Annotated in this window: 19 protein-coding genes; 1 reads left to right on the top strand and 18 read right to left on the bottom strand. The window is 38.9% G+C overall.

What is annotated here, in order from left to right; all coding sequences use genetic code 11:
- Window positions 1-9: 9 nt before the first annotated feature.
- The 18 genes from brxL to AB1K91_RS01505 form a co-directional block, all read right to left on the bottom strand.
- A complete protein-coding gene (gene brxL, locus AB1K91_RS01590; RefSeq protein WP_413087580.1) occupies window positions 10-2,067 on the bottom strand; it encodes a protease Lon-related BREX system protein BrxL in 2,058 nt (685 codons plus the stop codon).
- Between the two features lie 18 nt (window positions 2,068-2,085).
- Window positions 2,086-4,644: a BREX-1 system phosphatase PglZ type A gene (gene pglZ / locus AB1K91_RS01585; protein WP_413087579.1), complete on the bottom strand. Its 2,559-nt coding sequence runs from the start codon at window positions 4,642-4,644 to the stop codon at window positions 2,086-2,088.
- A 79-nt stretch (window positions 4,645-4,723) separates the two neighbouring features.
- Window positions 4,724-8,242 carry a BREX-1 system adenine-specific DNA-methyltransferase PglX gene (pglX, locus tag AB1K91_RS01580; protein ID WP_413087578.1) on the bottom strand — a complete coding sequence of 1,173 codons (3,519 nt, stop codon included), beginning with the start codon at window positions 8,240-8,242 and terminating at the stop codon, window positions 4,724-4,726.
- 14 nt (window positions 8,243-8,256) lie between these two features.
- The gene (gene brxC, locus AB1K91_RS01575; RefSeq protein ID WP_413087577.1) at window positions 8,257-11,841 is read right to left on the bottom strand and encodes a BREX system P-loop protein BrxC; all 3,585 of its coding nucleotides are present in this window, start codon (window positions 11,839-11,841) and stop codon (window positions 8,257-8,259) included.
- 18 nt (window positions 11,842-11,859) lie between these two features.
- Window positions 11,860-12,426, bottom strand: a complete 567-nt coding sequence (locus tag AB1K91_RS01570; protein ID WP_413087576.1) for a DUF1788 domain-containing protein — start codon at window positions 12,424-12,426, stop codon at window positions 11,860-11,862.
- A gap of 10 nt (window positions 12,427-12,436) precedes the next feature.
- Entirely contained in the window at window positions 12,437-13,033 is a 597-nt protein-coding gene (locus AB1K91_RS01565) for a DUF1819 family protein (RefSeq protein WP_413087575.1), read from the bottom strand.
- Window positions 13,034-13,067: 34 nt separating this feature from the next.
- Window positions 13,068-13,301 carry a TIGR04540 family protein gene (locus tag AB1K91_RS01560; RefSeq protein WP_413087574.1) on the bottom strand — a complete coding sequence of 78 codons (234 nt, stop codon included), beginning with the start codon at window positions 13,299-13,301 and terminating at the stop codon, window positions 13,068-13,070.
- 931 nt (window positions 13,302-14,232) lie between these two features.
- Entirely contained in the window at window positions 14,233-14,712 is a 480-nt protein-coding gene (gene rlmH / locus AB1K91_RS01555; protein ID WP_413087573.1) for a 23S rRNA (pseudouridine(1915)-N(3))-methyltransferase RlmH, read from the bottom strand.
- A gap of 134 nt (window positions 14,713-14,846) precedes the next feature.
- Window positions 14,847-15,023 (bottom strand): hypothetical protein, encoded by a 177-nt coding sequence (locus tag AB1K91_RS01550; protein WP_413087572.1) that lies wholly within the window; start codon window positions 15,021-15,023, stop codon window positions 14,847-14,849.
- A 171-nt stretch (window positions 15,024-15,194) separates the two neighbouring features.
- Entirely contained in the window at window positions 15,195-15,563 is a 369-nt protein-coding gene (locus tag AB1K91_RS01545) for a DUF3899 domain-containing protein (RefSeq protein ID WP_413087571.1), read from the bottom strand.
- Window positions 15,564-15,635: 72 nt separating this feature from the next.
- Complete coding sequence (locus AB1K91_RS01540) at window positions 15,636-17,237, bottom strand: peptide ABC transporter substrate-binding protein (protein ID WP_413087570.1); 1,602 nt, start codon at window positions 17,235-17,237, stop codon at window positions 15,636-15,638.
- Between the two features lie 25 nt (window positions 17,238-17,262).
- On the bottom strand, window positions 17,263-18,219 hold the full coding sequence (locus tag AB1K91_RS01535; RefSeq protein WP_413087569.1) for an ABC transporter ATP-binding protein: 957 nt from the start codon (window positions 18,217-18,219) through the stop codon (window positions 17,263-17,265).
- Window positions 18,216-19,238 (bottom strand): ABC transporter ATP-binding protein, encoded by a 1,023-nt coding sequence (locus tag AB1K91_RS01530; protein WP_413087568.1) that lies wholly within the window; start codon window positions 19,236-19,238, stop codon window positions 18,216-18,218. The genes AB1K91_RS01535 and AB1K91_RS01530 overlap by 4 nt, the downstream gene beginning before the upstream one ends.
- An 8-nt stretch (window positions 19,239-19,246) precedes the next feature.
- The gene (locus AB1K91_RS01525; RefSeq protein WP_413087567.1) at window positions 19,247-20,191 is read right to left on the bottom strand and encodes an ABC transporter permease; all 945 of its coding nucleotides are present in this window, start codon (window positions 20,189-20,191) and stop codon (window positions 19,247-19,249) included.
- A gap of 1 nt (window position 20,192) precedes the next feature.
- Entirely contained in the window at window positions 20,193-21,119 is a 927-nt protein-coding gene (locus AB1K91_RS01520; RefSeq protein WP_413087566.1) for an ABC transporter permease, read from the bottom strand.
- A gap of 34 nt (window positions 21,120-21,153) precedes the next feature.
- Window positions 21,154-22,002 (bottom strand): M55 family metallopeptidase, encoded by an 849-nt coding sequence (locus AB1K91_RS01515; RefSeq protein WP_413087565.1) that lies wholly within the window; start codon window positions 22,000-22,002, stop codon window positions 21,154-21,156.
- 66 nt (window positions 22,003-22,068) lie between these two features.
- Complete coding sequence (locus AB1K91_RS01510) at window positions 22,069-23,127, bottom strand: M42 family metallopeptidase (RefSeq protein WP_413087564.1); 1,059 nt, start codon at window positions 23,125-23,127, stop codon at window positions 22,069-22,071.
- Between the two features lie 15 nt (window positions 23,128-23,142).
- Window positions 23,143-23,616 carry an Lrp/AsnC family transcriptional regulator gene (locus tag AB1K91_RS01505; RefSeq protein ID WP_413087563.1) on the bottom strand — a complete coding sequence of 158 codons (474 nt, stop codon included), beginning with the start codon at window positions 23,614-23,616 and terminating at the stop codon, window positions 23,143-23,145.
- A gap of 161 nt (window positions 23,617-23,777) precedes the next feature.
- Here AB1K91_RS01505 and AB1K91_RS01500 point away from each other — a divergent pair, with 161 nt between their 5' ends.
- On the top strand, window positions 23,778-24,905 hold the full coding sequence (locus AB1K91_RS01500; protein WP_413087562.1) for an amidohydrolase: 1,128 nt from the start codon (window positions 23,778-23,780) through the stop codon (window positions 24,903-24,905).
- Window positions 24,906-24,941 lie beyond the last annotated feature (36 nt).

Here is a 24,941-nt window from a genome sequence, read left to right as displayed (position 1 = left end):
TTCGAACTTTCAACTAACTCCTAAAGCCTTAAACACAGCATCTATTGGATCAGAATAAAACACTGGCTGCACTTTTACCAATAGATCTGGTGGAACTGTCTGCAAGTCCATAACTGACGCTGCAGGTATTAATACCTTTTTAGCCCCTGCATCTACGCATACTTGTAAAGTGTTTGCAAACTCTTCTACTTTAGAGATGGTACCACCAACTGTCATATTACCTATTACAACCAAACTCTCTTGTGTCGGCTTTCCTAAAGCTCCTGAGCATAGGCCAATTAATTCAGCAATAGCAAGTTCATCCGTCAAACCAATCCCCTGCAGATCACTTATATGCATAAGATAGTCTTTTGTTTTGGTGCTAATGGTATTACTAATGCCTTTACTATTAGCTGTAAAAAATCGAAATGCTGTATCTAGGCTTTCTTTTGCTTCACGGTTGGAACTAACACCTGATTTATCAAATTTACCTGTTCCACTGACAACTTGATTTTCTAGCTTATAGATACCAATCATTCCAGAATGGCTTTGTCCAGCAACGTAAACATGGCCCGGTTTGCCCATTCCCTCTGGAATTAGTTTTCCTCCACCTTGCTCTGGAACAGAAATGTAATGCTCTTCAAGTGTTTCTTTATCAACATAAGAGAACATAACATCATAAAACTCCATACCGCCAATTTTCTTTAACTGCTCCTTAACACGACGACGACCCTCGAGAGCATACTCTAATACCTCAATAACGTCCTCTTTCGTGAATTCTCCATGAGGATATAAGAGTTTTAACATACCAGAGACCGTTCTTCTGACCGCATTCGTATCACGCTGGTTTAAGTTGTTTCCTAGTTTAAAGTGGTGATTAATCGCATCACTGAAAGTGCGTTTCCGCATTTCTCTGAAAAACTCTGCAATGTAATCCACTATAAAGCCATATTTTTCAGTAATCAAATCAGGACGCATCTTCGGAATTTCCCATCCAGGCAGGTAATAGTGCATCCGATCAAAGAATGCAGTGTCATTTGCCATCTCTTCAGGAAATGGGGCAAATAAATGGGATGTTTTTATCAGCGTGTCTACACTCTGATTAACATTCCCCACAAAAACCATGGAGGCAGAAGCATTCTTTTCTTCTTTCCCCCTTGCAAAGGATCCAGATGCCATGTAATCCTTCATTATTTGAATGCCGTCTTTATCTTTAAAACGGATACCTGCAACCTCATCAAATGTTACACAATCCCACATTCCAACAAGACCTATTTTTCGAGTAGACATGTTGTAGAAAAGGTTGGCTACCGTTGTTTGTCCACCAGATACAAGAATGGAATTCGGAGATAATTCCTTATATACATGTGATTTACCTGTACCACGAGGTCCGAGTTCACACATGTTATAATTATTCTCTACAAGGGGAACTAGCCGCAGCAATAAATGCCACTTCACACGTTCTTCTAATTGAGTTGGCTCCATTCCCGTCGAGCGAATTAACACATCAATCCATTCGTCTTTTGTAAAGCTCTTTCTGCCCTCAAATACCTCTTGAATATCCATGTTTGGCATTTGAATTGGTTGTAAGCTACTAACATTAAAAGGATTTGAATTGCGTACCTCTTCGTCATAAAAATAATCAATTTTTACCATACACCAAATACCACCGACAAGGAGCTTATCAAACTCTTTCACATAAATAGATGAAATGGGAACACCTTTTAATCCAAGGTTGGAGAACTCAGCTTCGTACGTATCTATCTTCGGATTTAACGCTACTGTTATCTTATCTATAACCGAATATTGACCATATTCACGGATTCTTGATTTAATCTTTTCTGCCTCGTCGGGACGAACAAAGTTTTCTGAAAGAATTTTCTTCACTCGTTCTAACCCTTCACGAATGCTTTCTTCGTCATCGGTTGCTGCATACATGCCAAGGAGATATTCCAGCACGTAGACCGGAACGTTTGCTCCCTCTTTAATAAGATTCGTTAAATCCTTACGTACAACCCTTCCAGCAAAAACGTCATTTAGTTTTTTATCTAAATCAACGATTAATCCTTCATTCATGTTTTCCGACATTCACTGTCCTCCTCCCTTTTAAAAATCAAAGTCACTGATAATACCTAAGTTGATGTTAAATGGTATTTTCTCCACTACAACACTTGTCTCTGTATCTCTAATAGTCAGGTAATACGTTTTATTTCGATCATAAGTGATATTTTTCAATACAAACCTTATTTTGAAAGTACGATCAGCAGGATTATCAAACGGGCGATCTCCTATAATTGTTTCCTCGTTAGATATTACAGCTCCTAATTCATCAGCCATATAAATAACAACAGTTCTTGGAGTTGTCTTGTCTTCCACCTTTTCAGTTTGGAAAAATTCAAGATTAAAAATGCTATTGGTTATCTTACGAGTAGTATTCGTAAGTTTAATATCGACTTTTTTAATGGCCTTAGCACCTTTTTGCCCAGTACGTTTGTTTTTAAACGATAATAGTGGGACGACTATCTCTTGCAGACTTGCACCACCATGAACAAAATTAATACCTGAACCTTGCATTTTGTATCTGAGCGTTGCCTTTGGCAAATAAGCTGTTAATTGCTGCTCATTTCTTATTACAGATGACAGATTAATAGCCAATTGTCCTGGCACTTCACGCTGCTCTTGTGAAAGTATATAGCGACGTTTAACTTCAATACTATCTATTGAATCTTGTCCAATCTTATCGCTTTCTTCTAATTCATCCCTTTGGTATAAGAAACCGTGATCAGCCGTAATATACACATTCGTTCCGCTTAAATCATCCCGAATAATTTTAACTAAGTCATACAATTGATTTAATGAATTTTCTACTGCATTAAATGTATAGACTTCTGTTGATGCCTTATCTCCCATTGCATCAATCGTATCGTGATAGATGTATATGAGTTTTTTACCCTTAAAGGTTTCTCTTCTTCCTGCTTTATTCATTGCTAGTACATCTTGAAAATGAACTGCAATACTATCAGAGACTTTGGAGGCAATAATCTTTTTCCTATTTTCCAAGCCAGATGAATCTTTTCCATCTACAAATACCCTACCATTTGTATCTATATCAATTTCTTTATGTGGTAGGAGTGATGGCATCCCCAATTTTGTAATGGAAGGTACTACACCTAGTAATGTTTCCACATCACAAACACCCATCGTTTCAGTATTGAGACGTTCTGCCAACTCAACACCTATTTCATACCTCATCGCATCTGAGACGATAACAAATACTCTTTCCCCATTCCTAACTTTAGAGTCAATAAATGAAGAATAAAAGTCTTGTTGATTTTTGATACCGGGTAATGACCAGTCCTGCGTCATTTCGGACTCAACCGCTTGGGACCAATGGGAACTTAACTCACCCACATACCAGTTTGTGTATAGATTTTCTACCAGCATTTTTAACTTTTTCAATAGATCATGATTACTTTCTTCATCATAAGCCACATAAAACTTACGGTAATAAGTATCCATTAAATGATAGTCATTTACATATGCTTGATACAAATCAATAGCCCGGCCTTGTGGGATACCTTGACGATGTTCTTTATAAAACTCATGAATTTTAACAGTATAGTAAAGTGCCTCATATATGGAAGCAAAATTATCATAGTAATGCTTAGCTCTTCTCAATTTAATGAGTTTCGTGTATTCTTCATAATCCTCAAGCTGTGTAACCAATCCATTAGCTATGTAAACGATGATTGCTCGATCGAGATATGGGAAAGTATCCGCTTGTTTGAAAACTTCAATTGGCAAATTATTGATTATATTCGAAAGTTGGATTTCCTGCTCAGCCATTTCCGCATATTCATCAAATACCACATAGTCAGCCTTATGGTGCATCCAATGGTCAATAAACACAACTGCATTCGCCTTATTTCGATTGGAAATAAAATCACTAAGCTCATTTAGATTTTCTTCTTCAACCGATTGACTGAATGCCGTTACTACTAGATGGATGAATAATGTTTTTAGACTCTTCTTCTCCCGTTCATAACCATAGTGATTAGAAACATAATTCCAGAACACATCAATATCAAAAAACTTCTCTAGAAGGGATAAGTATTTATTCTCATGGTCTTCAAGCGTATCCATTAACACAACCTTTAGAATCTCTTCAAAATCAGGTGTTTTAACGTTACATAATACACTCATTATTGAAAGTTCAATGACTCCCTCTGAATAGGTTTCAATATTCAATGCTGAGAACTTTCTAAATCGCTCCTTGTTATTAAAGAAGCGTTCATACTTTTTAATTACCGCCTTAAGTGATGGATCAATATTTAGATCACTAAGAATTAGTGAAATTCGATCTGCATAGAACGTTTTCGAATAAAAAACCGTATCCGCTAACCAGTTGTCTTCCACACCTAATTCCATGTTTGTATAAATTAAGTAGGGAGACGTAGGATCCTCTTCCTCAAGTAAATATTTCGTTTGAAACTGATTACGATCTGTTAGCGTATGAACCTTTACTTTATCAACGGAAAGACGTTCAATGTCCTCTGCGAACTCATTATCCTTGTCCACCCAGAACACAATCTTCCGTTCTTCCCCATTTTTTAATGGCTCATTGAATATATCTGATAACGCAGCCTCAATTTGAGTTATATTCATTTCCTTCACCTACTTTCTATTTACATTATAGTGCAAAGATACATCAGCAAAACACTGATGTATCTCCGATAGGGGTTAATTAAATTTTGGCAACAAGTCCTTTAAATTTTTCATAATTCACTTTAACCCCATCATCTAAATCTATTTCAATTTGCATATCTGCCATATGGTGTAATAACTCATCATATGCTTTCAACTCTTCAATTTTCTTATCAAGAGATTTTAGTTCTTTTGTTGCATTACTTATTTCTTTTGCTGTTGAGTTCACCTCAATAATATTTAGCAAATCTTTCTTTTCTGCATCTAAACGTATCTGATAGTCATGTAAATAATCTGTTCGAATCCGAGATAAAGTTGTTTTATCATAACGGTGCATATAAATAAGACAGTTAAATGCCTTTTCTTTACCAGAAGTAAATAACCAATAAATTGGTCGCTTGCTATATGTCTTTAAATGGTCTTTATAAAAATCATTTATGAAATAACGACGCAATGTTTCTTTAGGTGTTTCACCTTTTTTTCTACCAAGTGCATCCGTTATAAATTCAAGATTTTCAGAAAGAGTTTCCTCTCCAAAAGTAACTCGGATAAAATCAATAAATCTTGAAACAATGTCATCTTCAAAATAAGAACCTGGAAGAACAGAAAGAATATTATCCTTATCTGCTTTGAATGTCTTATATCTTGAATGGTCAAATTCGCCGCCAGCATAAACAAGACCATCTTCATCTAGTGAATAGCGACCGAATGAACACCCAATTGCATATGAAATGAGACTTTTTATATCCCGTTCTAAGTCAGACTTATTAATAGTTATATCATCATCTTCTACCATTGGAGAAATCTCATCATTCAAGCTGTATATATCAATGAATAATTCGTTTAGCTTTTCTTCTTTAGACTTTAATTGGGAAAATCGTTCATTTTGAATATATTTCCAGTCTTTAAAACTATCTTGAACACTAAACTTATTCATCGAAATTAAATAATGCTTCTTAAATTCCCATGATGTCTCGAAGGAATTCCAATCATTTTTTGATATTTGTATACATTCTTGACTTAGTTGATTGATTTGCTTTTTTAAACTTTCCTCCACATCTATAATAATTGGAAGTTTTGCTATATTTTCGACCTGAAAATTTAAAGTAGGGTTTTGTAATTTCAAAAATTCAAAGGCTAATTTGCTACAAAGAAATGCAGTTAAATAAAATGTATCTTCTTTCTTCGGAAATACTGAAGAACCTGCAACATCAAATAAGAACCCAGTAGGAGAATAACGTACACCAAACCTTGATGAACTTATAAATGACCAGGTTATTGCTTCTTTAAAATATAGTCTTGGTTCTCTTAATCTATAATTACTTTTTTTACTGAAACTTTTAATGCCCTCTCCTTCATTTTCCATATCTATTAGGAAGTCATTATTGCCATACCACTTTCTAAATTCCCCTCCTTTATTATAGGGGAACCACCTATACCCATACTTGTTAATGTCAGAGAAACTGCTCATTCCAAGTCCAACCTTTTGAATTGATACTTCGAACCAATTCCTAAGAAACACATTATTGTTTCCAGTTTGTATACCAGTTTTAGGATCTGCAATATCGCTTAGCTTACTTTCATTATTGAAAATGTTTCTAACTCTTTGTGTAGACCAATATACAATGGGAGATCCAGGAATTTTGCCGAAATATTCTTGTTTAAATTGATACCTAAAAGGAATACTAGGATTTTGAACAGCTTCAATCGCTTTATCCTTCTTTTCTGTAGCTGTTCTTTGGTCTAATAACCTTATATATACTCCTTGTTTACTTTCAATCTTCAAATTTCTTAGTACAAAAGCGGTGGATTGAACTACTTCTCCACCAATCTCCTCAAAAGCTCTTGAACCGAGATGCAACATATTTTCAATAGATTTATTGGCGATAATACTTTCTCTTAATTTTTCAAAACTTGATAAAAACATCCAAGCGTGTTGATTTATCGACGCATAAAAGCTAAACTCTTTTAGGTATTGATCCAACTCCATAAAGGTAGCGAATAAATCACTTTTTGAATTTGGATAATGCGTATTCAAATATTTAGATAATATGGGGTTCATGTATCTTGAGCCCATATAAGGTGGGTTAGTTACTAAAACCTCATATCTCTGCCCCATAATTTGATTTTGTTTAATTAACTTCGGAAATAAGGATAATATTTTTTCTCTTTTTTCTATTTCAAAGAGATCTATTGCAGGAGAAGCATTTATTTTTTCAAGTCTTTCCTGTATTAATGCTATATCCTTTTCTGTTACTTTAATTATGGATCCCAATGTTTTACCATCTCGAAATTGATCAATAAATGCTTTTGATTTCTGATAGTTTTCACCACTTTGTTCACCTGCAAAATAAGCAATATCCTCCTCATTAATTGAATTAGTTTCTTGTACCGATGCCAAGTTAAGTTTCAGCTCATCTCGTTCTATGCTTCTCAAAAATCTCCGATTGTACTTCAATGCTTTCATAACCACGGAGAAACAAGCTAATTGATATGCACGATCATCTATGTCTAGCCCATACAAGTTGTTTTCAATAATAAGTCTCGGAATTTCTCTTTCCATATATCCGCACTTACTGTAAATCTCATAAAAGACATCAAATGCGTAAACAAGAATGTGTCCACTCCCCATTGCTGGGTCAAAGCATTTAATTTCTTCCACATTGAGTTCTTTATTCACATACGGAGCGATTTTATCCTGAAAATCTTCTTGTTCATATTCCAAATAAAATTCCCAATCATTAAGTAATTCCCGATGTTCAGGATGTGCTTCTACCCAATAGCGTCCAAGTGAATTTTGCACCATATAGCGAACTATCCAGTCGGGGGTGAATAACTGAGTAGCAAATGGTATTTCTTCAGCCTTATACTTCTTTTTCTCACTAAAAACTCTGTCCTTTTCCTCAGCAATGTAATATTGATAAAGCCAACCAATGACCTCTATTTCCTCCCAATTATCTTCTGGAATAAGCTCAATATTAGTCATGAAGCGTACAAAGGAATCTGTTGCGAGAAGACCTTCTGGAAACAAGATTACTGTATAATCATCAATTGTTTCAAACATAAATGGCATGTAACGATTCAGATCATTACAATGCTTGATAATAAGATATTTGAATAGTTCCTCCGAGTTATTATTCATTTTTAACTCATAGATATATTCCTTTTCCAAATCTAATTCTAACGAAAGTGCTTCTTTCATCATGTCCGGCTCTGTACTTTCTGCATTAGTAGAAGAAAGCACCCTTATTTTGGTTGGTAAGTAGTCATTTACCTCCATAAAGCGTAAGGCAGTAAAACGGTTAAACCAAGTATAGGCAACTTCCTCCATTACACGCTTAAATCCGGTTTGGTTAATTCGATCAATTAACCTATCTCTTTGAGTCTTTTCATCCTTTGAAAGCTGTCTGCCATCTATAAAGATGGCATCTGAGCTTTCAATGTCCGCTTTTTTTATGTTGTCTTCTGTAATTCCTATCTTCATTGCCCTTGCTTCGACTTTCTTCAACAGCTCTCTGCGTGCATTTGTAGCAAAAGTCTTTAGTGCTGATTTATTCATCCATTTCACCCCGATTACTCAACAAACTCAATTTGTTTGTTTTCTTTTATTATCTGTTTTAACTTACTGGATAAAGCATTGATGTACTTATCGACATCATCTTCTGTAGTTAATGTTTTAACATTAATCAGCTTTGTTACCTTTACTGGTTGCTTTTGAATGGTCGGTTCTACAGGTGATATAGGAGGATCAACCACTTCACCATCAGGACGTTTTCTTTGTTCTTCTTCCTTTTTACGTTTCCATTCGGCAATTTCCCGCTCGATATGCCCCTCCATTTTTTCCTTGAAGCTGGTGCTTTGAGAAACTGTTGCGTCGACTTTATAAATATCTGTAAATGTACCTACATTAGCATTAAGTTCTTGATAGTAACGATTTACTCTTTCTTTCGTTTCATTGGATACACCATATTGTGATGTCAATAATGATAAGTAATCACTATCATCTTTTAGTTTTTTATGAGCATTTTCTCTCTTCTCATTAAGGACATTATTAATTTGTTCATCCATCGCATGAATAAGTTCTGGAATGTCCTTTATCTTTTTATAAGGTATAGAATCCTGAAGAATGGACTGGAGCTTATTAATAACTCCTTCTACCTCTGCACCCAGCAAATAGGATTTACTTTCATCATATTTTCGTATGGCTGCCAATCCATCATCAAAGATTTTCTTCTGATCAGTACCGAAGAAACTTTTGACATAGACAATATCCTCTTCCCAATCAAGTAAGTCGTCTTCTAATTCCTTTAACTTATTGAAATAAGATACATTATCTAAGCCATTATGGAACTGCTCAAAGTATTCTAATCCTTTATCGAGCAAACTCATACCAGGATACTTTCTGCCTTCATAACGGGCTTTATATCCCTTAATTTCGTCTATTTGTTTTTCAACAAGTAGACGAATTTCCTTCAATAGTCCATCTTCATCATCAGCCAAATCTGTTTTATTGAAAACATCTTTACAAATACTTTTAGCTGTTTTAATTAGTTTTTCATCAACCTTTACCCTCTTCAACACAATGGCTTTGTCGGCCTCCTGTGTCTTGGTAAAAATCGTTACAAGCGTATTAACATTGTCTTCAGGCTCCAAGTATTCTGCATTATAACGAATCCGGATACGTTGTTCTTTTAATAAATGTGCAATCATCCCTGCTATATCAAGCATTTTCCAGCCATACGGTTTGTCTCCGAAACGATCGAATAGAATCTTAATACGCACTTGCTTTTTCAGGTCGTCTTGTAAGCTGATAAAATCAGACACTTCCCGCTTAGCCAAGTCATTAGGATTTACTTTCAAAGTTTCTTCAAATGACAATTGTTCATCGTTCGTAGCAAGAATTGATATTAATCCTCGTTCATTGTCTAAATGTTCCTTTACATAACTTAGTTTTGTGTAAACATTATCGACTAGCATCGTGAAGGCAGCATTCACTTTCTCACGTACAGTTGAGCCTTTTATTTCTACTTTGTCGCCATTGATAAAGAAAGCACTGTCTTTAATCGCTTCCTCCAAAAGTTCACGAACTCTTCTTCGACGTTCACGAACTTCCGCTTGTTTATTATTCAAGATATTTTGGATGTTTTCAGGAAGTTGCGTAATATTCGTTTTCTTACGGAATTCTTCAATACGCAGCGCTTCTCCAATTTCCTCGATATATGCCTCATTACCACCAATTTTAATGATCATTTCCCCGTTACCCAAAGTCATCATCATTAATTCTTGCTCGGACTTCTTGTAATGGTCTGATAATGGAGAAAGAATTTGCATACCTATAATGGATGTCTGATTTCCATAGTTTTTTTCATCCATTTTCTGATTGTAGGTAAATGAGTATTCACTGTTGTAACGGAAACGCTTTTCATCATATAGGTCTTGGAAAATATAGTTTGCTAACTCCCGCTTAACGATATCTTCATCAATATTTAGGGATTTGATTTCCCTATTGATGTCTTGTTCGTCATCTGTTAGAAAGATAAACTTATCGCCATTTTTCTGTACCAACGTTTGAGAAATTAGCTTACGTAGAGAGACTTTAATCTTTTCTTTAAGCTGTAACTTATCTTCATCAATTTGCGTAACCATTAGCGTAGCGATATTATCAAGATTTGCTGGTAGTTCTTTTACATATTTAATCATGAATAGAACCTTTAACAGATCAATGTTAAAATCATCATCTTTTAGGGCTGGATTCTCATAGGCACCTTCGATAACTCTTGAAATGGATGGATTCAAAAATTCCTTTATCGTGTCATAGAAGGCATAAAAAGGTATAAGTGTACCTTCTTCAGCATTCTTATATTGAAGACCAGCTTCTTTAAATGCTGATAACATGGAGCGTTCCCCTTCAGATAAATGCTTACCAGAAGAGCCATGTTTTCTTACTTGCTCAAAAACGTTTTGTAACAATTTAAATTGATAAGGCATAAAAGGATATACATCTGCAAATTCCTGATCATTGTCAAATCCTCGTAAATCTGCTGTGCTTTCCCGGAAACTAATTAGGTTCTTTAAAATAGCACTTTTTTCAGGATATAGAACCTTCAATTTGTCATTAGCAAAATCCTTTTTCAATAGAATACGTTTCTTAATAACTTCATCTACCGAGATAGACGAAAGTGAAAGTCTTGTATCAAATCGACCTTGGATACGGGAGAAGTCATCACCTTTTACTTTGATTATGCTATCAATACTCTCTTGGGAAGTAACCATGATCCAAACCTTACCCTTACAATGGGTTCCTAGATCTTCAGCTACTGTCTGCAAATTCAACATTAAACTACGGTTATCACCGATGTATTGGCCTATCTCATCCACCAGGAAAATAAGGTGGAAGTTTTTACCCTTACTATTGATGTACTCATTTACGTCTTTCGCAAACTTTTCAATACTGATTTCGAAATTATTTACACCGTTCTCAAACCAATTTCGAGCAGATTCTTCCGTCATATCGGTTACTTTCGTTAAGGCTCCAATGACAAAATCCGCATCAAAGTAAAAACTATTACGGCGTTCTTCCCACGCTTCACCAGCTAATGACTTAAATTCCGCTTTAAACGCCTCATAGACTCCCTGTTTATCCAGGTACTTTTCCATTTCAGCTACACCAGGTATGTCTCCGTAGTAGCCACGATGCTCGTAAAATACCTTCATAAAGACTCTCAAAATAGCATCTTCCTTGGATTTATTGTCAAGTGAACCCTTGGAATCAATATTGAACACAATAGTTTCTGTTTCTACACCAGCAGTACGTTGCATATTCGCGTAAACAAGTGGATCCTGCACTTTATCTTGAAAGAAGTCAATTGCTTGTTTTCCATTGATCTCTTTATTTTCAAGCAAATAGGCTAGTATCTTCAAAAAGTGTGACTTACCAGAACCAAAGAATCCTGAAATCCAAACACCCATCTTATCTGTTACACCATTAATCCCTTTTTGATAATTCTCATAGAACTTTGAAAGGTGTTTTTGCAATTCACGAGTCACAACATACTCATCCAATTCTTGATAAATATTATTTTCGTCCTGTTGTGCTACTTTTATTACCCCACGGATATCGCGTTCTATATCTTTTTGAAACATATCTTTAATTATCATATTTATCCCCCGTATACATTAATCGACTAATCTAAAAGCCCTGTAATAATTGTCATCTTTAAACTTTCCAAAGAGTTGTAAAGTCTGCCCATCATATCTCCCTGGAAAGAACATGATAACAGGTATATTTTCCAATATCTCTTGCAAGTTATTTAGGACATTATGTGAACGAACAAAGGGATATACTTTCCCTATACCTGTAAGGAAAACTACATTATGGTCTTCAATTTTTTCCTTTATTCTTCTTATAAAGACTTCTGGCTTAACAAAATTGGAGAGAGCCTTAAATAACGCATCTTTCCCTTGGCGTTCTTCCATTTCAAATATACGTTCAAAAATCCGCTTCTCTTTAGAAAGTTCTATTAGCAACTTATATAAATCAAACTCAATGATTCTCCGATTTGTTCCTTCATAAGCGAATTGTTTTTTGATATGTATAATGTAATCCCTTATATACAATTCTTCGTTAGGTTCGTAGTCAAAAACATAAAAGCTAATTTCATTCCCAAGCCCACGACCTTCGATAAATTTGTCTTCTTTAATTTTATCAATTATTTTATCCGCTCTAGACTTTAAATTGCTCACTGCGTCACCCCTACTCACCCATTGCACGTATAAAACGAGCATCACCAATATTAGTGAGATGATTCTTTATCCTTTCATCAATAATTAACCTGTTTAGCTCTTTACCTTTCCTAGTTCTCAAGATGGTGCTTTCAAACAAAACATTCATGAAAGCTCTTTTCAATTTTTCAATGTTACTGGAGCTCCAGCTAGCTACTTTTTCACTTTGCTCCGCTTTATAAGTGAAAAATAAATTTATGTCTTTCTTCTCAATTAAATAATCATTATTACGCAATTTTTCTCCTGTTACTTCATCCATGAATTCGAAAAACAGTAAATCAGTCTTCATAATGGCATAAAGGTTAATTATTTTGGCTATGTCTATAGAACCTTCTAACATCAAACTAACAAGAGTATCATCAATAGTTTCTGCTCTTCTCATAACTGAAGGGAGCGCTCTGTTAATCCTCCCCTGATTATTAAATTGGAACTGATTTTGCTCTTTAACTTTTTGCCTAATTTCTTGATTTGTTAAACCAAGTTGCTTCAATCTTAGGACCTGTTTTAATTCGAAAAGTAAAAATGAAGCTCCATTTAAACTAGAAGAATATTGTAATTCTATTGCCATGCTATCAAACCTTTCAGGTGTTACTATACACCCGCTATATTTCCAATATTTTTTCCACAACAGCTAATCGTCTTTTACCACATTGCTGCTGAACTACTTTTGTAAATTGACTGTCCTTTAATATTTTTTCTTCATTATTTTCGTATAAGCTTTTTATTTCATCTACAAGTAGATTCTCTTCAATCCCCCCCTGCCAATAAGTATCGACAAGCATATTTAAGTCAGAAGCTAAATCTCTCTGAGTCCGGTAAAACATTTTAAGTTTCACGGGTTTCACCTCTCATATATTTCTTACTTTATTTATATTTTAATCTTATTCGACATAGATCACAATGGAAAGGGGCACTTTACTAACTTTTTCAACACATTTATTATTGTCAATATCAGCCCCGCTTACACCACTCTTAGCCATTATCTTGATCTCTATTGTGATATCAACTTTCTTCATAAGTGCACAATGAAGACAGCTGCAGTAGATTAAAAACTGTCACCTAGCTAAATTACTTAATGTAAAAAAAAACTTGCTAGCGTTGAACAGTAGTCACATAACTTTTTGCAAGAGATAAGCACTATCTACCTACCAAATTTCAAGAAACATAACGGGTATATAAAAATTTTGAAAGCAGATATACCAAATTCCCATCCTCACCAGATTTGAATTGGCAGCAAGTACAATTCTCAAAAATGCATCAACGTATTCATTGTAAGCTGGCTCGGGCAAGTCAACAATTCACAGGTTTATAATAGCTGTTTTCTCCATATATCATTTTTTTAAGTATATTCCCTTTAAAACATACCATGGTTCGATATACCCTATTAAAAATCAAAAACTGCCCTACCCTCTTAGGCACGACAGTTTTACTGTTAATCCTTCTTTTCTTCCTCACCAGTCAGTTCCTCCGAAAACTATATAACCAAAATCTGCACTGACGGCCCAAAATGTCCCTTCTCTTCCCCTATCCTGTTAAAAGCTTTTGCTTCAACTAATTATTAAAAGTATCACAGTCAAGAAAAACACGGCACGATCACGAACAGTTAATAAAATAGAACTCGAATTTGATTTTACGGAGATCAATATATCTAAAACCTTTACGCTCATTCACAAACTGTATCATGAAACGGATTAAGCAGATGATATTTTACAGCCAATACCCGTTTCCGACAACAAAATACCGCCTTACCTACAACTTTTTTTGCCTCTATTTATGGTACGGTTCCCCCTTAATAATCCGAAAAGCCCGATAAACCTGCTCCACTAACACCAGCTTCATCAACTGGTGCGGAAATGTCATCTTTGAAAACGACAACGCATAATCACTCCGTTGCATAACTTCCTCACTCAATCCCAATGATCCACCAATCACAAACACAATCTTACTCTTCCCATAAGTAGCTAAGCTGTCAATTTTCGACGCGAGTTGTTCGGATGTGATCATTTGGCCTTTTATTTCCAGGGAAATGACGTAGTCGTCGGGGGCGATTTTCGACAGGATGCGGTCGCCTTCTTTTTGTTTGACGATTTGCATGTCTGCTTCGCTCAGGTTTTCAGGGGCTTTTTCGTCGGTTACTTCGGTTAGGTCGACTTTGGCATAGGCGCCGAGGCGTTTCGTGTATTCCTCTATGCCTTGCTTGAGGTATTTTTCCTTTAGTTTGCCGACGCTGATGATGGTGATTTTCATGTGTTTGCCTTCTTTCCGTCCAATTTGTCTCTATCTGTCATTATATAGCTGATTGGCGGAGTTTACACAGTGTTTTATGAAGAATGATGGAGTAGATTTCGTGTATATTGAGGGATGGTCTTCCCATTTCAGTATTATTTCTTCCGATATTCATTCACTTCTCTGCCATATACGACCATGCCTATGACAAATAAGATAGTGGAAAGCCAGGTCACAATGCCGCTCCATTCTCCATCCAAGAGCGTTACATTAATAAGATTGCTAATGTGCATGACGGCAATGATAACAATCAGAATCGTTAGCGTTCTCATCCGTAAACACCTCCTGTATATCAGGCTTAAAATCACTGGAAGTTTTAATCAGCATCTTCTTAGTTACGTATACCCTACGCTTAAGTTCCATCAAAAACAGCCCCTCCTGCTTGCACAGAAGAAGCGGTTCTTATAAGCTTTGTTTCTCTCTCTTCTATAACTCTTCTCTTCTTAAAGCATCAATATAATAATCACAGAGGTAACTATAGAGCTAGCCCCAACGATAAAGGTGCTTTGCGTAATACGATCAGCTAAATTAGCTTTAAAAGCCTTCATATTAGGATCATCTTTTATTTGGCTGTCTGCACGTTCTGCAGAGCGCGATTTCCGGACCATACGTTCTCCAATTATTTTGAAGCCTTGGATTAATGGAGTTAGGAATCCTGTATGTAGTATGAGTGCTATTGCTGCAATTATGATTAGGATGAGACCGATTAAGAATGCGATATTAGATACATCTGCTAGCGAAAATGGAGCAGCGAATGTTGCGATGTACCAGCCGAGGATTGTTAAGAAGAATAAAGAGACTTTCCACTTCATATTACAAGCTCCTTTCTTATGTATCGGAAAGCGAGATCTGCCAGAGATCCCGCTTTCCATCTATTCAGTATGTTACTCCGATACTTTTTCTGCCCATTTTAGGTAAGGATAGCGGTTTACCGGATAGACAATGTTTTCGAAGTTCTGTGAAGTCAGGTAGTTATTTGTATAATGGTAGATTGGGTTGAATGGCAGATCTTCCATTAATACAGCTTCTGCTTGGTGCAATAATTCGTAACGTTTGTCTGGGTCTTGTTCTACTTTGGCATCGGCCATAAGCTGGTCGTACTCTTCATTCACCCAGTTTGTGCGGTTGTTTGGGCTGTCACCTAGGTAGTAATCCAGGATAACAACTGGATCTACCAGTACGCCAATCCAGCCCATACGAGCCATTTGGAAGTTTCCTTGCTGTGTTGTATCCAGGTATGTTTTCCACTCTTGGTTCTCAAGCTTCACATCAACGCCAAGATTGTCTTTGTACATAGCCTGCACAGCTTCAGCGATTTTCTTGTTGTTTTCAGCTGTATTATAAGAAATGGATACTTCCGGCAGCTCTGTCCAGCCTTCTTCTTCCATACCTTCTTCTAGAAGTCGTTTCGCCTCTGCTGCGTCTTCTTCAAAGTATTCGCCGCCTGCTTCGCGGAAATCACCATCTGGTGTTTCAACACCTGGTGGTACGAATGCATATGCTGGTGTTTCACCTGATTTGGTAACGTTTTGTGTCAGTGTTTCGCGATCCACTGCAAGCGTGAATGCTCTTCTGATTTTCTCATTCGTAAATGGTTCTTTTTCTACGTTAAACATGTACATATACGTACCGAAGTATGGTACTTCGCTATATTCTTCTGATTCCTTCTCTTGCTCAATCACATCAGATGGTAATGTTTGAATCAAATCCAGTTCATTTGTTTTGAACATCTGATAATAAGTTGTTGCATCGTTGACGATTTTGTATGTTACTTTGTCTAGTTTTACAACACTGTTATCCCAATAGTTTTCATTCTTCTCGATGACAACTTCACTGTCATGCGCCCATTTTGTCAGCTTGAATGGTCCGTTACTTACATACGTATCTGCTTCTGCAGACCATGCGTTATTTTCTTCTACAAGCTCCTGTTTAACTGGATAGAATGTCCACATTGTTAATAGTTCGTCGAAGTAACCAAGTGGTGCGCCTAGCTCTACTACAAGTGTCTTATCGTCTTGTGCTGTGATGCCAACGTCTTCTACCGCGCCATCACCTTTGTTGTACGCTTCTGCACCTTTGATATAGTACATATAGAAAGCAAAGGAGCTGCCTGTGTCCGGATTAAGCACTCGTTTCCAGCCGTACTCGAAGTCTTGTGCTGTTACATTGCTGCCATCTGACCATTTTGCATCGTCACGGATAGTGAATGTGTACGTTTTTCCGTCTTCGGAGACGTCTACATTTTCAGCTGCCCCTAGAACTGGTTTTCCGTTTTCATCTTTCGTATAAAGACCTTCAAATACGTGATCCAATACCCAGCCTGATGTCGTATCTGTTGCAAGTGCTGGATCCAAATCTGGCGGCTCACTCATTGCATTCACTGTGATTTCCTGTGCGATGTCAGCTCCGCTTCCTCCTGAACTGCCACTGCTGCATCCTGCAGCGACTATCACTAGTATCAGCATGCCTACTAGCCATTTCTTCATAAGATCTTCCCCCTTCAAATTTTAATTATTGGTTGTAAAGATGACACGCTGTCCAGTGTTTCTCTTTCACTTCTCGCCACTCTGGCACTTCCTTGGCACACACATCCATCGCAAATGGACATCGTGTCCGGAAACGACATCCGCTTGGCGGGTCGACTGGACTTGGCGGATCGCCCTCCAACACAATTCTTTCACGTCTTTCAGCTTCGGGATTTGCAATAGGAATAGCAGATAATAGCGCTTTTGTATAAGGATGAAACGGCTCGCGAAACAGCTCGTCGCTGTCGGATAGTTCCATCATTTTCCCTAAGTACATGACACCAATGCGGTCACTGATGTGCTTGACCATGCCTAAATCATGGGCAATGAATAAGTATGTCAGATCCTCTTGTTCTTTTAGATCTTCCAGCAGATTGATTACTTGTGCTTGAATGGATACATCAAGTGCTGATATCGGTTCATCCGCTACGATGAATTTCGGTTCAACCGCAAGTGCCCGGGCAATCCCAATCCGCTGCCGCTGCCCGCCACTGAATTCATGCGGGTAGCGTTTGGCATGCTCTGGCTGCAATCCAACTCTTTCTAATAGCTCATACACACGATCCTGCCGGTTTTTGCCTGTCGCTAGTTTATGGGCATCAATCCCTTCTGCAATAATATCGCCAACACGCATCCGTGGATTCAACGAGGCGTGCGGGTCCTGGAAGATGACTTGAATTTCCCGGTTTATCTGTCTCTTTTGCTTCTTATTTAATTGACTCAAATCCAGATCATTGTAGACGATCTTGCCTGAGGTCGGGTCTTCCAAGCCGACTATCGTTTTGCCAAGCGTCGATTTACCGCTGCCGCTTTCTCCTACCAGCCCGAATGTTTCACCGCGTTTTATTTCAATAGAGATATCATCAACAGATTTAACCGTTTGTTCCTTGCCGATCGGATAGTATTTCTTCATTTGCTCGATCTGGATGATCGTTTCCGTCATGTCAACTGCCTCCCTGCTGCAACCAATTCTTTGAGGGCTGGTGATCTGGAATCGTTCAGCCAGCATTTCGCTTCATGTCCACTTTCGATAGAAAAAGCAGGAGGCATTTCTTCGACGCAAACGTCCATCGCATATTTACACCGTGGCGCAAATGGGCAGCCCTTCGGAGGGGAAAATAAATCCGGCGGTGCGCCTTCGATTGGCACTAACCGTTTTTTATCTGCAGCGTCTATATCTGGAATCGACTCCAGCAGACCCCATGTGTATGGGTGCTTTGGATTATGGAATAATTCATTAACCGGAGCTGTTTCGACAATCATGCCGCCGTACATGACAGCAACCCGTTCCGCTGTCTCTGCAACAACTCCAAGATCGTGGGTAATCAATATAATAGAAGTATCCATTTCGTCTTTTAGATTCTTCATTAAATCCAGTACCTGTGCTTGAATGGTTACATCCAATGCTGTCGTAGGTTCATCCGCAAGAAGTACCTTCGGATGACATGCCAGGGCGATGGCAATCATGATCCGCTGGCGCATCCCGCCGCTGAATTCATGCGGATACTGCTCATAGCGTTCGGCAGGGTTTGAAATGCCGACACGCCGGATCATGTCGATCGCGCGTTCCTTTGCTTCCTGTCCTTTGATGTTTTGATGGGTGGTAATACTTTCTGCAATTTGTTTGCCGACCTTCATCGTAGGGTTCAAGGAAGTCATCGGATCCTGAAAGACCATACTGATCTGTGAGCCTTTCACCTTTTGCATATCCCGTTTGGATAGCTTCAATAGATCCTGCCCTTCTAAAAGCACTTCTCCGTTTTTTATTTTGCCTGGCGGAGTTGGGATCAGACCCATGATGGATTGCACGGTCACACTTTTCCCGCTGCCGCTTTCACCGACTATGGCTAGGATTTCTCCCTTATCAACATGAAAGGAAACATCCCGGACTGCTTGTACTTCTCCTCCATATGTCTTAAAACTCACTTCCAAATTGTTTACTTCCAATAAGCGTTCCAACATCCCACCTCCTATTTAGTTGCTTTCGGATCAAGTGCATCCTGCAGGCCGTCCCCGAATGCGTTAAACGCAAACATGGTGAGGGCAATCATGAAACCTGGGAAGAAGAGTCGCCACCACTGCCCGCTGAGAATAACGCCTAAGGAATCGTTCGCCATCGTCCCCCAGCTTGCAAATGGGGCTTGAACTCCTAATCCTAAGAAGCTTAAGAATGACTCCGCAAAGATCGCGGAAGGTATCGTAAAGGTTAGGTTAACGATGATGATACCTGCTGTGTTTGGAATCAAATGCCGCCAAATGATTTTGGGGTGGGAGGTCCCCATCTTCTGGGCAGCTAACACATATTCCTGTGACTTCAGCTGGAGTATCTGACCGCGTATAATCCTCGCCATCCCTACCCAGCCGGTAACCGACAACGCAATGATGATCGATGTAATACCTGGCTCCATGATCACCATCAGCAGGATGACAATCAGCAGGTAAGGAATACCGTACAGAATTTCAACGATTCGCATTAAGATACTATCAATCCGGTCACCGAACTTGCTTCGGCCGGCCATGTAACCAGAGATTCCTCCGATTGTTACCCCGAGGATGATATCAATCGCTGCGGCAATGAGCCCGATGGTAAGGGAAACCCTGGCGCCATACCAGGTTCTCGACCATACATCCCGTCCTAAGTCATCGGTTCCGAACCAATGCTCACTGTTTGGTGCAACGTTGGTGTTGATCAGATCCTGTTTGGCCGGATCGAATGGAACCATATGCGGGCCGGCTATTGCCAGAAATCCAATCATGAGCAGTAAGGTGAACCCAAGCACTGCCATCTTGTTTTTCAGAACGGAAAGGATTGTTTCCTTCCACACGCTCATGCTCGGGCGCTGGATAGGGTCATGTCCTTTTTTTTCTGGTGATAGGGGGCGAAAAAGGGAATCATCCACGCGTTTAGCTTCCATCTTACTCCCCTCCACTCGTTAGTTTTATTCTTGGGTCGATATAGCGGTAAGATAAATCGATGATGAATAATGTCACGACCAGCAATACACTGAAGAAAATGGTTGTTCCCATGATGACTGGATAGTCCCGATTGAAAATACTATCTACGAAGTAACGGCCGATGCCCGGAATTGCGAATATTTTCTCAATAACGAATGTTCCGGTAATTAAGGACACAAATAAAGGACCTATGAAAGAAATAACCGGCAGGATAGCATTTCGGATACCGTGCCTGATGACTAGCTTTGTCTTGGACAGCCCTTTGGCGTCTGCTGTCTTGATATAATTCTGATTCGTTACTTCGAGCATGCTGGAACGCATAAATCGTGCGATAACAGCAAGCGGCGTAGCAGCTAATGCTAAGGTTGGTAAAATCGAATGCTGCCATGTTCCCCATGATGCAACAGGCAGCATGCCCCACTCTACGGCAAAGTACTTGATAAGCAGCGGAGCCAGGATAAAGCTCGGAACAGATATACCGATTATCGCGACAAACATCGATACATAATCGAGTACTTTGTTATGATTCAAAGCTGCGACGATTCCTAACAGCAGTCCTAGAACTAAGGCTATACCCAAAGCCTGCAAACCTAGTAAGGCGGATGCTGGTGCCCCATCGGCAATGATGGAATTTACGGATCTTGTTTCGGATTGAATGGAGAACCCTAAATCAAATGTCACTAAATCCCTCATATACAGCACATATTGCACTGCTATTGGTTCGTCCATGTTGTATTTAGCCCTGATATTTTGTAATACTTCTTCTGGAAGCACATCTGCATCTGAAGCGAATGGATCACCTGGTATAAACTTCATAATCAAAAATGTCAAACTCGCAATGACCCATATCGTCAGCAGCATGATAAGGACTCGTTTTACAATATACACGGTTTCACCTCCACTATTTTTCTAACTGTTACACTTATGCATTCACACTGCCAAGCACACCATTTGTCGCTGTCATCGCAATAATCACACAGCCCCACATATGCTTGTACGCTGTGACAATATCATCACAAGTAAAGCGGATGCTTCGCGGACCAGTCAGTTCCACTGTAGGAAGTGTTGTCGTCATCATGGCCTGCTGTGGTCCTTTAAACACGATGTTAAAAGTGACAGGTCCTTCCACTGTCTGCGGCTTAAAACTCTTGATATCTTTCACTGCTAGTTCTGCTTTTTCCCGGATCTCTTTGCGGGCAACCTCTGGATGAAGCAGCTCGGCCGCAAACCGGTCCATAGCACGTTTTGTCACAGCACCTTTTACATCGGGCAATGTTTCTTGTACCTCTTTTACATACGCATCGTCACCACTGATGAAAATCGCCGGAACGTTAAAGCCGCCTGCAACTAGTGTGTTCATTTCCGTTTCGCCAACAACTCTATCATTGATCTTCATTTCATTCACGCAGATACCTGCCAGTGTATGACTGATGACCGTACGTTCGGATCCAGCTTCACGCCCGTGATGTCCAACGAACATGATTCCATCGAAGGTGCCATCCAAACCTTCCAGCTGGCACATGACGCGGTTATTACCAGACACCAGTCTTGCACGCGGATCCAGCTCTTCTACTAGTATGTTGGACATATTGCCATGCCCATCGGCGACGACAACCTCATTTGCTCCGCCGTTAAAGGCTCCTTCAATGGCCGCATTCACATCTGCTGTCATCAGCTTTCTGAAGCGCTGGTATTCGGAATTTGTTTTCAACTGCTGATTGGTTGCTACACCGGAGATACCTTCCATATCTGCCGAAATAAATATTTTCATTATGACCCACCCTTGAATGATAATTATAAATTTTCTAACTAATTAACTTAAAAAAATAGCTGCTACTCAAAAAGGAAACTTTGATTGTTCATCGACACTCTTTATAAAGGCTTTTACTAAATCCTTTGTTGCGATCAAGTCACTTACATCTATAAGTTCGATGCTTGAATGAGTGTAGCGGGAAGGAATTGATAACACACCTGTCGGAATTCCTTTGTTCGCATAAGTGACCGCACCGCCGTCTGTGCCAATCCCTGTAAACACTTCCAGCTGATAAGGAATCTTATGTTGCTTTGCTAGCTGAACGAGCAGCTTCTTCATGGTGTTTGGGACAATCAAACTTGCATCCATCACTTTAATTCCTGTCCCGTTCCCTAATCTGAGGGTCTGATCCATTGTTTGCTCTAACGTATCACTTACTGCAGTTGTATCAATTGCTATAGCGACGTCTGCATCAATATATTCTGACGCCGTTTTTGCCCCTCGTAATCCTACTTCTTCCTGAACTGTGAATAAACAAATGAGCTCACCTGTAAAATCTTGCTCTATTTCTTCTAAGACTTGCAGAATTACAGCGCATCCAGCACGATCATCCAATGACTTGGAACGTATTTTCGGTTTTTCAGAAGTCCCGAGAATCTGCAGTTCAGACCCCCAAGTAACAGGGGTTCCAACCTCTATCCCCATTTCCAGTACTTCTTGATAAGAACTTGCTCCAACATCTATGTATAGCTGACTATGCTTTCTCACCTTTTGTGCGTCATCAAATTTAGCAAAGTGTGCAGAAAGCGTTCCAATTACTCCATTGATATGCCCTTCCTCGCCTAATATCTTTACCGGCTGGGCAATGAGATTTCGATCATCATTGCCGCCCAGCTTTTCAAAGCGAAGGAATCCATTTGATTCTATCTTCTTCACAATAAAACCGACTTCATCCATATGCGCAGTTAACAGAATCGCTGGTCCTGGCGTTGTGCCTTTCCTTTTGGCGATAACATTACCAATAGGATCTATCACCACTTCATCTACTTTATCCTTTAGATAATCTCTTAGAAAATAACTAACTTCCTGTTCATAGCCACTTGGGCCGTGCAGACTTGTTAGCTTCTTTACTAATTCAATCAAGTGAGCAGCTCCTTTCTAGAGATATTCGAACGTATTCTTGTAGTTTTCTAATTGAATAATCGTATTGATTTCTGTAATACCTTCGATACCGTCGAGCTTGAGCATACAGTCCTTTATATCTTCCTGGCTTCGGACATTAATTTGAATCAGCAGCTGATAGTTTCCGCTAGTCATCGTAATATAGCGAACTTCTTTTATCATGCTGAGTGCTTCCCTTACTTTTGTAATCGTGCCTTGCTTTGTTTTTATTTGAATGATCGCTCCAGCTTTTAAACCAAGTGCGATTGGATTCACAACGCCAACTACTTCAATGATGTTGTGCTGCACTAAGTTTTTGTAACGAAGTCTGATTGTTTTCTCCGTCACTTTTAATTCACTTGCTATTTCTGAAAAAGCTAAGCGGCCATCCTTGGACAACATTCGGATAATACCGCGGTCTAACTCATCGATTTGATACTCCACTACTCTTCCCACTTTCGGACTTTTCACATTTATATTTTCCTTTTTTGATACATAATCTTACATTGAGGAACATTTACAATATTTATAAATTGATTTAATATCGTAATAAGGAATCAGGTATAGAGGGTATTATAGTAGATTAATTTTCAGAAATCAATGATAATTTAGATTTTATTGGAGGTTATTATATGAAGGCCATAACAAATGTATCTGGAGTAGACGGAACAGGAAAGACATTAAGCGATGCAACTATTCTAATAAAAGACGGGAAATTCACTTCTATCGGAACATCCAGCATCCCCGAAGACTATGAAATCATTGATGCTAGTGGTACATACTTTACCCCAGGATTAATTGATGTCCATACCCATTTGGGTGTGCATGAAGAAGGAATAGGAAAAGAAGGGCACGACTTCAATGAAACAAGCGCCGCAGCCACACCACAGGTACGCGCAATTGACGGGATAAACCCGCAAGATAGAGGATTTGAGGATGCAAGACGTTCAGGCGTTACCACAGTCCAAGTAATGCCTGGAAGTGCCAATGTCATTGGCGGTGAAATGTGTGTGTTAAAAACAACAGGTACAATCGTGGATGAAATGGTCATCCGTAATCCTTCAGGTCTGAAAGCTGCCACAGGTGAAAATCCAAAACGGTTCCATGGTGATAAAGGCAGAATGCCGACAACCAGAATGGGAATCGCAGCCATTCTTCGCGAGAAATTGATTGAGGCACAAACATATAAGGAAGATCGCAAAGCTGGAAAAGCAGCCAGAAACATAGGCTTAGAGCATATCGTCAAAGTATTGAACAAAGAAATACCGCTTCGCGTACATGCTCACCGCGCTGATGATATTGTCACTGTCTTACGGTTAAAAAATGAATTTGATATTGATTTGACTATCGAGCATTGTACAGAAGGACATCAAATAGCGCCATTCATTGCCAAACAAGCTATCCGTGTATCGGTAGGACCGACAATGACACCCCGCTCCAAAATAGAGCTTGCCGATAAAGGCTGGAACACACTGCTGGCACTAGCAGAAGAATCTGTACCATTCTCCATCACGACTGATCATCCCGTCATTGCAATTGAGCATTTAATGACAAGTGCAATCTTAGCTGTTAAATACGGTCTGCCAGAAGAAGAGGCGCTTAAAGCCATTACACTAAATGCAGCGAAGCATCTAGGCGTAGACGCTCGAGTTGGTTCAGTTGAAGCTGGTAAGGATGCTGACTTTGTCCTATGGACCGGCAACCCCTTTGATTTGAGAAACAAAGCAGTACAAACTTATATAAACGGCGAATTAGTATAAGAGTACGTGGACAGGTTTCTCCGTCGACCTGCTCCT

It is taken from the genome of Terribacillus jepli (genome assembly GCF_047228925.1).
Taxonomy (GTDB): domain Bacteria; phylum Bacillota; class Bacilli; order Bacillales; family Amphibacillaceae; genus Terribacillus.
This window is presented reverse-complemented; position numbering and strand designations above follow the sequence as displayed.